This is a genomic window from Longimicrobium sp. (assembly GCF_036399255.1).
Classification (GTDB): Bacteria; Gemmatimonadota; Gemmatimonadetes; order Longimicrobiales; family Longimicrobiaceae; genus Longimicrobium.
Genome location: NZ_DASWNM010000072.1, coordinates 143108 through 155376, shown reverse-complemented (window position 1 = coordinate 155376; position 12269 = coordinate 143108). Strand labels below are relative to the sequence as shown.

At 69.2% G+C, this 12269-nt stretch carries 9 protein-coding genes; all 9 read left to right on the top strand.

From position 1 onward, the window contains the following. The first annotated feature begins 169 nt into the window (after positions 1-169). Positions 170-1283 (top strand): peptide chain release factor 2 gene (gene prfB, locus VGC13_RS11975; protein ID WP_333783777.1). Its coding sequence is split into 2 segments (ribosomal slippage): positions 170-223 and positions 225-1283, totalling 1113 coding nucleotides; the frame shifts between segments, so codons are not numbered across the junction. A 10-nt stretch (positions 1284-1293) separates the two neighbouring features. Continuing rightward, positions 1294-2862 (top strand): lysine--tRNA ligase, encoded by a 1569-nt coding sequence (lysS, locus tag VGC13_RS11970; protein WP_331125496.1) that lies wholly within the window; start codon positions 1294-1296, stop codon positions 2860-2862. Between the two features lie 133 nt (positions 2863-2995). After that, the gene (locus VGC13_RS11965; protein WP_331125495.1) at positions 2996-4234 is read left to right on the top strand and encodes an FtsX-like permease family protein; all 1239 of its coding nucleotides are present in this window, start codon (positions 2996-2998) and stop codon (positions 4232-4234) included. Next, entirely contained in the window at positions 4227-4991 is a 765-nt protein-coding gene (locus VGC13_RS11960) for an ABC transporter ATP-binding protein (protein WP_331125494.1), read from the top strand. Before VGC13_RS11965 ends, VGC13_RS11960 begins: the two co-directional genes overlap by 8 nt. A 12-nt stretch (positions 4992-5003) precedes the next feature. Beyond that, positions 5004-5504: a UvrB/UvrC motif-containing protein gene (locus VGC13_RS11955; RefSeq protein WP_331125493.1), complete on the top strand. Its 501-nt coding sequence runs from the start codon at positions 5004-5006 to the stop codon at positions 5502-5504. Positions 5505-5507: 3 nt separating this feature from the next. Continuing rightward, complete coding sequence (locus tag VGC13_RS11950) at positions 5508-6629, top strand: protein arginine kinase (RefSeq protein ID WP_331125492.1); 1122 nt, start codon at positions 5508-5510, stop codon at positions 6627-6629. Between the two features lie 57 nt (positions 6630-6686). After that, on the top strand, positions 6687-9176 hold the full coding sequence (locus VGC13_RS11945) for an ATP-dependent Clp protease ATP-binding subunit (RefSeq protein ID WP_331125491.1): 2490 nt from the start codon (positions 6687-6689) through the stop codon (positions 9174-9176). An 8-nt stretch (positions 9177-9184) separates the two neighbouring features. Next, on the top strand, positions 9185-11632 hold the full coding sequence (bamA, locus tag VGC13_RS11940; RefSeq protein ID WP_331125490.1) for an outer membrane protein assembly factor BamA: 2448 nt from the start codon (positions 9185-9187) through the stop codon (positions 11630-11632). Between the two features lie 33 nt (positions 11633-11665). Then, positions 11666-12196, top strand: coding sequence for an OmpH family outer membrane protein (locus tag VGC13_RS11935; protein WP_331125489.1), 531 nt, complete (start codon positions 11666-11668; stop codon positions 12194-12196). Positions 12197-12269: the final 73 nt, after the last annotated feature.

Sequence of the window (12269 nt, the reverse complement as noted above, 5' to 3'; positions counted from 1 at the left end):
AGTCTCCCCTTCTCTACTCCCGCACTCACGCACTTCCGCACTCACGCACTCACTCACGCACTCCTTTCCCCTCCGCCGCGGAACGCATACATTCCCCGCGGTTTACCAACCCCATGGGGCCGTCCTCCCGGGCGGCCCTTGTCATTGGCGGAAACATCAGCAGCTGAACATGGCCGACCTTACCGAAGACCTGAACACGTACCGCAACCGGCTCGACGAGCTGGGGAGGTTTCTTTGACCTCGATGCCCGTCAGGAAAAGCTGAAGGGACTCGAGGCCCGCATGGCCGATCCGTCGTTCTGGAACGACCAGGAAAAGGCCCGCGAGATCATCAACGAAGTCAACCAGCTCAAGGGGTGGGTAGAGCCCTGGCAGCAGATGTCGGCCAAGGTAAACGACCTGGGCGAGATGCTGGAGCTGCTGGAGATGGAGCCCGACGAAGGGCTGGCGGCCGAGGTGGAGCGCGACGTCCAGGGCATCGGACCCGCGCTCGAGGCGCTGGAGCTCAAGAACATGCTTCAGCAGCCCGACGACCACCGCGACGCCCTCATCACCATCCACCCCGGCGCCGGCGGCACCGAAAGCCAGGACTGGGCCGAGATGCTGCTGCGCATGTACACCCGCTTCGGCGAGCTCAACGGCTTCGAGGTGGAGCTGCTCGACCTGCAGGAGGGCGAAGAGGCGGGGATCAAGGACGCCACGCTGGAGGTCCGCGGCCAGTACGCGTACGGATTCCTCAAGGCCGAGCGCGGCGTGCACCGGCTCGTCCGCATCTCGCCGTTCGACAGCGCCGCGCGCCGCCACACCAGCTTCGTCTCGGTGTTCGTGTCGCCCGCGGTCGACGACACCATCGAGATCGAGGTGCGCGAGGAAGACATCGAGATGGACGTGTACCGCGCGTCCGGCGCCGGCGGGCAGCACGTCAACAAGACGTCGTCCGCCGTCCGGCTGCGCCACCTGCCGTCCGGCATCGTCGTGGCCTGCCAGCAGGAGCGCTCGCAGCACAAGAACCGCGCGACGGCCATGAAGATGCTCAAGGCGCGCCTGTACCAGCGCGCGCTCGAAGAGCAGGAGGCGGAAAAGGCCAAGCTCGAGTCCACCAAGTCCGACATCGCCTTCGGCAGCCAGATCCGCTCGTACGTCTTTCAGCCGTACACCATGGTCAACGACCACCGTACCGAGCTCAAGATCCCCGACGTGCAAAAGGTGATGGACGGCGACCTGCAGCCCTTCATCCACGCGTACCTGCGGCAGTACGGGGCGGTGCACAGCGATGGCCAGTGAGCCGATGACGATGGACAGCACCCCCGAGCAGGCCGACGAGCGCCTGGCGGACGACCGCGTCGTCGCCGACCGAGTCGCCAAGCTGGCGCGGCTGCGCGAGCGCGGCGTAGAGCCGTACGCCTATTCGTACGATCCCACGCACGCCGCCGCGGCGGCGCTCGCCGCGTTCGAGGCGCACGAGGCGGAGCACGGCGAGGCGGAGCTGGCGGAGCGCGTGCGGGTGGCCGGCCGCATCGTCAGCAAGCGGACGATGGGGAAGAGCACCTTCGGGCACGTCGCCGACCGCACGGGCAGGATCCAGCTGTACTTTCGCGTCAACGACCTGCCGGACTCGTACGCGCTGCTGGACCTGGTGGACCTGGGCGACTGGATCGGCGCCGAGGGCACGCTCTTCCGCACCCGCACCGGCGAGGTGTCGCTCAAGGTCGCCTCGTTCGTCCTGCTGGCCAAGTCGCTGCGCCCCCTGCCGCTGGGCAAGGAAGAGGTGGACGCCGAGACGGGCGAGCGGCGCGTGTACAGCGGCTTTACCGACGTGGAGGCGCGCTACCGGCAGCGCTACGCCGACCTGGCCGTGAACCCCGAGGTGCGCGACACCTTCGTCCTGCGCGCAAAGGTGGTGACCGCGCTGCGCCGCTTTCTGGACGACCGCGGCTTCGTGGAGGTGGAGACGCCGGTGCTGCAGCCGCTGTACGGCGGCGCGCTGGCCCGGCCGTTCGACACGCACCACAACGCGCTCGACATGCCGCTGTACCTGCGCATCTCGGACGAGCTGTACCTCAAGCGGCTCATCGTGGGCGGCATGGAGCGCGTGTACGAGATCGCCAAGAACTTCCGCAACGAGGGGCTCAGCCGGTTTCACAACCCCGAGTTCACCATGCTGGAGTTCTACGCCGCGTACTGGGACTACGAAGACGTCATGCGGATGACGGAGGAGCTGCTGGCCCACGTGGTGGACCGGGTGCTCGGCGGCGGCCCCGTGCGCTTTGGCGAGCACGAGATCCACTTTGCCGCGCCCTTCGCCCGCTACACCATGTACGAGGCCATCCAGGCGTTCGGCGGGCCCGACGTGCCGTCGCTGGACGACGAGGGGCTGCGCGCGGCGGTGCTCGCGATTCCCGATCTCAAGGACCGCGCGAAGGTGATCGGGGAAATCCACACGATGGGGCGGGGCAAGCTGATCGACGAGCTGTTCGGCGCGTACGCCGAGCCCAGGCTCATCCAGCCCACCTTCATCACCGACTATCCGCGCGAGATGTCGCCGCTGGCCAAGCCCAAGCGGGGCGATCCCGAGCTGACGGAGCGGTTCGAGCTGATGGTGGCCGGCAAGGAATTGCTGAACGCGTACAGCGAGCTGAACGATCCCATCGACCAGCGCCAGCGCTTCGAGGCGCAGAAGCGCCTGGCCGCCGCGGGCGACGACGAGACGCAGCCGCTGGACGAGGACTTCCTGCGCGCCATGGAGTACGGCATGCCCCCCACCGGCGGGTTCGGGATGGGGATCGACCGGCTGGTGATGATTTTGGCCGGGCAGCCCTCCGTCCGCGACGTGATCCTGTTCCCCACGATGAGGCCGGAATGACGAGGGGACAGGTGACAGGGGACAGGTTACAAGGGACAGGGTACAAGGTACAGGGAAGGGGATCGGCTTCCGGGCGCGTTCCCGCTTGCTATTCCCTATTCCCTGTTCCCTATTCCCTCTCCGGAGGCCCGTCGTGAAGCTCGAATGGCGCGTCGCGCGCCGCTACCTCGCCAGCCGCCGGGGCACGCGCTTCCTGTCGCTCATCACCCTCATCGCCATCGGCGGCGTGGCGGTGGGCGTCACGGCGCTCATCGTGGTCACCGCGGTGATGAACGGGCTGCAGTCCGAGCTGCGCAAGGGCATCCTGGGCGTAAACCCGCACGTCTTCGTCCTTACCTACGGCGAGGGAATGCGGATGGACGGCTGGGAGGCGCCGCTGCAAAAGGTGCGCGGCGTGGACGGGGTGATCGCCGCCGCACCCTTCGTGCACACCGAGGTGGGGCTGCAGAACCGCGGCAAGTACGCCGAGGCCGCCGTGCTGCGCGGCCTGGACGTCTCCGCGCGCGGCGCGGCGGTCACCGACATCCCCGGCATCCTCAAGGAGAACCGCATCGACCTGCAGCGCACCCGCAGCGGCCTTCCGGGGCTGGCGGCGGGGCAGACGCTGGGCGCGCGGCTGGGCCTCATCCCCGGCGACACGGTGACCCTCATCTCGTTCACCAACGCGCGGGTGGGGGCCATGGGGATCGTCCCCAAGATGGAGATGTTCGAGTACGTCGGGGGATTCCGCACCGGGATGTGGGAGTACGACAACAAGTTCGCCTACACCTCGCTGGCGGCCGCGCAGGACCTGGCCGGCCTGGGCGGCGCCGTCAGCGGGCTCGAGGTGCGGACGGACGACCCCTACCGCGCCCGCGAGGTGTCGGCGGGGATCGAAAAGGCGCTGGGCATCCCGTACCGCACCGACGACTGGATGAACATGAACGCCTCCCTCTTCTCCGCGCTGAAGCTCGAGAAGCTGGCGCTGACGCTCATCCTGCTGCTCATCGTGATCGTGGCCGCGTTCAACATCGTCTCCACGCTGGTGATGGTGGTGACCGACAAGACGCGCGAGATCGGCGTGCTGAAGTCCATGGGGATGACGTCCAGGCGCATCCTGCGCCTGTTCATGGTGCAGGGGCTGGTGATCGGCATCGTGGGCGCGCTGATCGGCGGGTCGCTGGGCGGGCTGGTGACGTACGTGGTGGACCGCTTCAAGCTCATCAGCATCCCCGGCGAGATCTACTTCATCAGCCACCTGCCGGTGAAGATCGATCCGCTGGACCTGGTGTTCATCGTCCTGGCCACCATCGTGATCTCGTTTCTGGCAACGGTGTATCCGGCATGGCAGGCGGCCCGCATGGACCCGGTAGAGGCGATCCGCCATGAGTAGCGCGTTTCCTTCGGCCGATGCCGCGCTCCCCGCGGTGGAGGTGGCGCCGTCCATCGTCGCGCGCGGCGTGCGCAAGAGCTACGTGGGCGGCGACGGCACCCGCCTGCAGGTGCTGGACGGCGTCGATCTCGAAGTCCGCCCGGGCGAGATGGTGTCCGTCATCGGGCAGAGCGGCTCGGGGAAGTCCACGCTGCTGCACGTGCTGGGCGCGCTGGACCACGCCGACGCGGGCGAGGTGTTCGTGGGCGGGCGCAAGATCGCCAGCCTCAGGGAGGAGGCGCTGGCGGAGCTGCGCAGCCGCAACGTGGGCTTCGTGTTCCAGTTCCACCACCTGCTGCGCGAGTTCACGGCGCTCGAGAACGTGATGATGCCGCAGCTGATCGCCGGCACCGCCGAGGGCGACGCGCGGCGGCGGGCCGAGGAGCTGCTGGGGCAGATCGGGCTGGCGGCGCGCGCCACGCACAAGCCGGCGCAGCTTTCCGGCGGCGAGCAGCAGCGCGTGGCGGTGGCGCGGGCGCTGGCCAACCGCCCCCTGGCGCTGCTGGCCGACGAGCCGTCGGGGAACCTGGACCCGGAGACCAGCGAGAAGCTGCACGACATGCTGTTCGCCGTCTGCCGGGAGGAAGGGGCGGCCATGGTGCTGGTGACGCACGACCTGGGGCTTGCCGCACGGGCGGACCGCGTCCTGCGGTTGCACGGGGGGCAGCTGGTCTCGGCGGGGCCGGAGGTTTCCGGGCCCGCGCAGGCGGGGGAGTAGGAGGGGAGGGACATGGTCTGCGAGAACTGCGGCAAGAACGAGGCGGCGATCCACCTCACCCAGATCCAGAACAACGAGATGTCCACGCGGCACCTCTGCGAGCCCTGCGCCGAGCAGATGGGGCTTTCGTCCGGGGCGCCCGCCAACGCGCCCCTGGCCGACTTCATCGCGCAGATGGGCAAGGCCATCGCCACCGAGACCGTGGCGGCGGCCGGCACCTGCCCCAGCTGCGGGCTGAACCTGGCCGACTTCAAGAAGACGGGCCGGCTGGGGTGCGCGCGCTGCTACAGCGTGTTCGACACCTCGCTGCGCGGGCTGCTGCGCAAGCTGCACGGCGGCACCCAGCACACCGGCAAGGTCTACCTGCCCCCCCACCCCAGCGAGTCGGACCGCACCGCGCGGGTGGTGAGCCTGCGCCGCAGCCTCTCTCGCGCGGTCGAGAACGAGGACTTCGAGCGCGCGGCCGGCCTGCGCGACCAGATCCGCCGGCTGGAAGCCGGCCAGGAGGCCTGAGCGATGCCCGACGGAAACGGGTTCCTGGGGGCCATGCCCGACGCCGGGCTGGCGTGGCTGCGGGCCGACGGCCCCCACGCCGACATCGTGCTCTCCACCCGCATTCGCCTTGCGCGCAACCTGCAGAACTTTCGCTTCGGCACGCGGGCGGACCGCGACGACCGGCGCGAGGTGCTGCGGATGACGCTGGAGACGGCCGGCGTGACTTCGTCGCTCAGCGGCGGGCGCCAGCTGGTCGTCAGCGAGCTGCAGCAGGCCGAGCGGCAGCTGCTGCTGGAGCGGCATCTGGTCAGCCGCGAGCTGGTGGGGAGCGGCGGCCACGCCACCCCCACGCACACCGCCCTGCTGATGGCGCCGGGTGAGGCGCTGAGCGTGATGGTGAACGAGGAAGACCACCTGCGCCTGCAGAACATCGTGGGCGGCTTTCGCCTGCGCGACGCCTGGCGCGACGTGGAGCGGCTGGACGACGAGCTGGGCCAGCAGCTGCCGTACGCCTTTCACACCGAGTTCGGCTACCTGACGTCGTGCCCCACCAACGTCGGCACCGGGCTGCGCGCCAGCGTGCTGATGCACCTGCCGGGGCTGGTGCTGACGCAGGAGATCGGCAAGGTGCTGCAGGGGATCAGCCAGGTGGGATTGACCTTCCGCGGGCTGTACGGCGAGGGCTCGGAGGTGGTGGGCAACTTCTTCCAGATCAGCAACCAGACCACGCTGGGAAAGACGGAGGAGGACCTGATCGACCACCTGCAGCGCATCGTGCAGCAGGTGGTGCAGTACGAGACGCAGGCGCGCAGCGTGCTGCTGCGCGACGCGCCCGTGGTCATCGAGGACAAGGTGTGGCGGGCGTACGGGCTGCTGCGGCACGCGCGCTCCACCAGCTTCGAAGAGGTGATGAACCTGCTGAGCGGCGTGCGGCTGGGCGTGGGGCTGAAACTCATCCCCGACCTCAGTGTATACACGCTCAACCGGATCATGATCTTCACCCAGTCCGCCCACCTGGAGCAGGTCGCGGGTTCCGCGCTCCCCGAGGGCGACGCCGACGTTCAGCGGGCAGCGTACGTGCGTGCGGTGCTCAGTTCAGAAAGACCGGGAGAGAGTCCACCGACTGGCGCGAGCCATGCGTAAGGCTTGCCCTTTAGCCGTAGTGGGTCGCGTCTCGCCCGGAACCGAGGTCCTGAAAAGATGAACTACAACTTCACCGACCGCGTGCGGAAGGTGCTGGCGATGGCCCGCGAAGAGGCCATCCGGCTCCAGCACGACTACGTCGGCACCGAACACATCCTGCTGGGCCTCATCCGTGAGGGCGAGGGGGTGGCGGCCGCCGTCCTCAACAACCTGAACGTGGACCTCGACCAGGTGCAGGAAAAGGTCGAAGAGTCCGTGCGCCGCGGCAAGGCGACCATCGCCCTGGGCGAGCTGCCGTACACGTCGCGCGCCAAGAAGGTGCTGGAGTTCGCCATGGCCGAGGCCCGCGAGCTCAACCACAGCTACGTGGGCACCGAGCACCTGCTCCTGGGCCTCCTCCGCGAAGAAAAGGGGATCGCGGCCGAGGTGCTGGGGCAGCTGGGGGTAACGCTCGAGGACGCGCGCCGCGAGACGCTGAAGCTGCTGGGCAGCGAGCCGTCCGCCGCGCCCACCAGCAGCGCGCCCGCGGCCGGCGGGGCCACCGGCGGCACGGGCGCCAAGGGCGAAAAGAAGAGCAAGACCCCCGCGCTGGACCACTTCTGCCGCGACCTGACCGAGCTGGCGCGCCAGGGCGACCTGGACCCCACCATCGGGCGCGCCGAAGAGATCGAGCGCGTGATGGAGATCCTGTCGCGGCGCAAGAAGAACAACCCGGTCCTGATCGGCGAGCCCGGCGTGGGCAAGACGGCGATCGTCGAGGGGCTGGCGCAGCTGATCGCCGAGAACAAGTGCCCCGACAGCCTGCGCGACTACCGGGTGCTCAGCCTCGACATGGCCGCCGTCATCGCCGGCACCAAGTACCGCGGCCAGTTCGAGGAGCGGCTCAAGGCGGTGATGAACGAGATCAGCCAGAACAAGAACATCATCCTGTTCATCGACGAGCTGCACACGCTGGTCGGCGCGGGCGCGGCCGAGGGCGCCATCGACGCCAGCAACATGCTGAAGCCGGCGCTGGCCCGCGGCGAGCTGCAGTGCGTGGGCGCCAGCACGCTCAACGAGTACCGCAAGTACATCGAAAAGGACGGCGCCCTGGAGCGCCGCTTCCAGACGGTGAACGTGGAGCCGCCCTCGATCGACGAGGCCATCCAGATCGTGCAGGGGCTGCGCGGCCACTACGAGGACCACCACCGCATCCGCATCACCGACGAGGTGATCGAGGCGGCGGTCAAGCTGTCGGAGCGCTACATCACCGACCGGTTCCTGCCCGACAAGGCCATCGACGTGATCGACGAGGCCGGCGCCCGCGCCCGCCTGCAGACCCAGGTGCCGCCGCCCGAGGTGGAGGACCTGAAGAAGCAGCTGGACGCCATCGCCGGCAAGAAGGACGAGGCCATCCGCGACCAGGACTTCGAGCGGGCGGCGGAGCTGCGCGACCACGAGCGCGAGCTGCAGCGCAAGATCCAGGAGCGCGAGAAGAGCTGGGAGGAAGAGCGCAAGACCAACCGTCCCGCGCTCAGCGAAGAGGACGTGGCGTTCATCGTCAGCCGCTGGACGGGCATTCCCGTGACGCGCCTGAAGCAGGCCGAGACGGCCCGCCTGGTGAACATGGAGGAGGAGCTGCACAAGCGGGTGGTGGGGCAGGAGCGTGCCCTGCAGGCCATCAGCCGGGCCATCCGCCGCAGCCGCGCGGGGCTCAAGGACCCCAAGCGCCCCATCGGCTCGTTCGTCTTCGCGGGCCCCACGGGCGTGGGCAAGACCGAGCTGGCGCGCGCCCTGGCCGAGTTCCTGTTCGCCGACCGCAACGCGCTGATCCGCGTGGACATGTCGGAGTACATGGAAAAGTTCAGCGTGTCACGGCTCATTGGCGCCCCTCCGGGGTACGTGGGCTACGAGGACAGCGGAACGCTCACCAAGGCGGTGCGGCGCAAGCCCTACTCGGTGGTGCTGCTGGACGAGATCGAGAAGGCGCACCCGGACGTGTTCAACCTGCTGCTGCAGGTGCTGGACGAAGGCCACCTGACCGACAACTACGGCCGGGTGATCGACTTCAAGAACACGGTGGTCATCATGACCAGCAACCTGGGCGCCCGCGACATCGGCAAGGGGCCGGGGCTGGGCTTCCACTCGCCCAGCGCGATGACGCAGTTCGACCGGATGGAGCAGAAGGTCAAGGAGGAGATCGAGCGGGCGTTCAACCCGGAGTTCATCAACCGGCTGGACGACACCATCGTGTTCCATCCGCTGACCAAGGAGCAGATCGGGTCCATCATCCACAACCTGCTGAGGGACGTGGAGGACCGCCTGAAGGAGGAGGAGCTGACGCTGAAGCTGACCGACGAGGCCGTGGAGTTCATGGTGGAGCACGGCTACGACGAGAAGTTCGGTGCGCGGCCCCTGCGCCGGGCCATCCAGCGGTACCTGGAGGACCCGCTTTCGGAGAAGATCCTGACGTCGGAGTACAGCCCCGGCGACGAGATCGAGGTGTCCGTCGCCGAGGACAAGCAGGCGCTCGCCTTCCGGGTGCCGTCGAAAACCCAGACCGTTTGATACGCAGCGTGTCTCACTTCTTTCGGGGAAGGGCCGCCACGGCGGCCCTCCTCTCGTTCGCCCTTTGCGGCCTGAGTTTCCGCGCCGCCCACGCCCAGGACCCCGCTCCCGCTGAACAGCCCGCTCCGGCGGGCTTCGTGGTGGACACGGTGGAGGTGCGCGGGGGCCAGCGCATTCCCGACGAGGGCGTGCGCGCCACGGCGGGGGTGCGCGCCGGAAGCGTGGTGAACGCCCAGCTGGTGCAGGGCGCCATTCGCCAGCTGATGGCCACGGGCAACTACGAGTCGGTGCAGGTGTACGTGCGCGGCGCCGAGCAGGGGCGCGGCGCGCTGATCCTGGCCGTCGCCGAGCGGCCCCTGGTGGCCGAGGTGCGCTTCGAGGGGCTGCGCAGCGTCTCGGGGAGCACCGTGCGCGACTCGGCGGGGCTCAAGGAGGGCGCGCCGCTGGACCCGCAGCGGGTGGCGGCGGCGCAGAAGCTGACCCGCGACCTGCTGGCGGCCAAGGGGATCCAGCTGGTCTCCATCGACACCTCGTTTACGCCGGTGCAGGGGGGGCAGCGCCTGACCTTTACGGTGCGCGAGGGGAACCGCCTGTCGCTGGCCGACGTGGAGTTCACGGGGAACACCGCGTTCAGCGACGAGACGCTGCAGGAAGCCATCTCGACGCGGCAGGAGGGCTTCTGGTGGTTCCGCAGCGGCCGCTTCGACCGCGAGGCGTTCGAGGAGGACCTGCGCACGCGGCTGCCGGCGTTCTACGGCGAAAACGGCTACATCGACTTCGCGGTGGTGCGCGACACGCTGCTGGTGGACCCGCAGACGGGGAAGGCGCAGCTGCTGGTGGAAGTGCAGGAGGGGCCGCAGTACCGCCTGGGCGAGTTCAACGTGCAGGGCAACTCGCGGTTCCCCAGCGAGGCGCTGATGTCCATGTTCACCACGCAGCGCCGCTCGGTGCTGGGGCTGCCCTTCGGCAGCAGCCGCGAGCGCGAGGCGGGCGAGGTGTTCGACCAGCCGGCGCTGGCCAAGGCGGCGGCCGACATCGAGGCGCAGTACCGCAACGAGGGGTACCTGTTCGCGCAGGTCATCCCCACCACCGAGCGGGTGCCGGCGGCCGCGCCGGGCGAGCAGCCGCGGGTGAACGTGACGCTGGCGGTGTCGGAGCAGCAGCCGTTCTACATCCGCAGCATCTCGTTCCGCGGCAACACCACCACGCACGAGAACGTGATCCGCGAGCGGCTGTGGATCGTCCCCGGCGACGTGTACAACGAGGCGCGGCTCATCCAGAGCTACCAGGCCATCGGCGGCCTGGGCTTCTTCGAGGTGCCGATGCCGATGCCCAACATCCAGCCCGACCCGGAGTCGGGCCAGGTGGACATCGTCTTCAACATCCAGGAAAAGCAGACCGGCAGCGTGAACTTCGGCACGGTGTTCGGCGGGGGCGCGTACGGCGACCGCCGCAGCCGCTTTGCCGGGTTCCTGCAGTACGGCCAGCCCAACCTGTTCGGACAGGGCAAGCAGATCAACCTGCGCGGCGAGTACGGCTACGGCCGCAGCACGCTGGAGGCCAGCTACACGGACCCCGCCATCGGGGGCGGGCGCAACTCGGGCTCGCTGTCGGTGTTCCGCTCGGGCGACCGGTTCGTGCGCTTCGGCAACGGGCGGCGGCTGCGGACGGGCGCCTCGGTGCAGCTGGGCTTTCCGGTGCCGGGGAGCCTGCGCACGCGGGCGTTCATCGGGTACTCGCTGTCGCGGACGGAGTACCTGACCGAGGAGGAGAACTGCGAGATCGCCACCGCGAGCATCTTCTGCCTTCCGGACGCCACGGCCAGCAGCCTGTCGGGCTCGGTGTCGCGCGACACCAAGAACCACCCGCTGTTCCCCACCAGCGGCACGCGCCAGAACGTGACGCTGGAGCAGACGGGCGGCCCGCTGGGCGGCAACGGCAACTACCAGCGGCTGACGACACAGGCGGAGTGGTGGGTGCCCACGGGGCGCCTGGGCTCGGGCCCGCGGGCCAGCCAGATGGCGCTGGGGCTTTCGGCCCGGGCGGGCGCCATCTTCGGCGACGTGGGGCTGTTCCCCTTCGAGCGCTTTCACGTGGGCGGCGTGATGTTCGGCCAGCCGCTGCGCGGCTACCAGGAGTCGACCATCGGGCCGCGCGGCTACAACGCGCAGTGCGGCGACAACCTGGAGCTGGCCTGCCTGGGCGACGCGTTCTTCACCGTGTCGGGCGAGTACGCGCTGCGCCTGACGGACGCGCTGTCGGTGTCGCTGTTCGGCGACGCGGGCAACGTGTTCGGCAGCGTGGGGCAGTTCAACACGGCGCAGCTGTACCGCGGCGCCGGCGTGGGCGTGACGCTGGTGACCCCGTTCCTGGGCGCCATCGGCATCGACGCGGCGTACGGCTTCGACCGGCCCGACCCGGGCTGGGAGATCCACTTCAAGCTGGGGAACCAGTAGTTCCCCCGCGAACCCTGAGGATGTAGAGGACCGATGAAGCGTATTGTCTCGTTCGTGTTCGCGGGTGTGATGGCGGCGGTCGCGGCCGTTCCGGCCCAGGCGCAGCAGCTCAAGATCGGCTACGTGAACTCGCAGCGCATTCTGGCCCAGACGCCGGCGTTCGCCGACGTGCGCGCCACGCTGGAGCGCGAGTTCACTCCGCTGCGCGCGGAGATCGACAGCCTGGAGGCCCGCCTGGGCCGCGCCGACGAGGAGTTCCGCGCGCAGGCCGGCACCCTGACCGAGGCGGCCCGCACCCAGCGCCAGCAGGCGCTGCAGCAGCAGCTGGCCCAGTACCAGCAGCGCGGGCAGGCCATTCAGCAGCAGCTGCAGCAGCGCGAGCAGCAGCTGGTGGCGCCGGTGATGGAGCGCATTCGCGGCATCATGGAGGAAGTTCGCCGCGCGGGGAACTACTCGTTCATCATGGACCCGCCCGAAGGGCTGGTGGTGGCGGTGGACCCGGCGCTGGACGTGACCGACGACGTGATCCGCCGGCTGGGCGGCACGCCGGCGGCGAATCCGTAACGCCTTCGGACGCCAGCGGTTTGCGGGCGCAGGCGCGCTCCGCTAGCTTCGGTGCCCGCGACATTCGTGTCGC

Bases quoted from the DNA above. Each gene is read 5' to 3' on its own strand.
- lysS (WP_331125496.1), top strand. From the start codon at position 1,294: ATGGACAGCACCCCCGAGCAGGCCGACGAGCGCCTGGCGGACGACCGC.
- VGC13_RS11960 (WP_331125494.1), top strand. From the start codon at position 4,227: ATGAGTAGCGCGTTTCCTTCGGCCGATGCCGCGCTCCCCGCGGTGGAG.
- VGC13_RS11955 (WP_331125493.1), top strand. From the start codon at position 5,004: ATGGTCTGCGAGAACTGCGGCAAGAACGAGGCGGCGATCCACCTCACC.
- VGC13_RS11950 (WP_331125492.1), top strand. From the start codon at position 5,508: ATGCCCGACGGAAACGGGTTCCTGGGGGCCATGCCCGACGCCGGGCTG.
- VGC13_RS11945 (WP_331125491.1), top strand. From the start codon at position 6,687: ATGAACTACAACTTCACCGACCGCGTGCGGAAGGTGCTGGCGATGGCC.
- VGC13_RS11935 (WP_331125489.1), top strand. From the start codon at position 11,666: ATGAAGCGTATTGTCTCGTTCGTGTTCGCGGGTGTGATGGCGGCGGTC.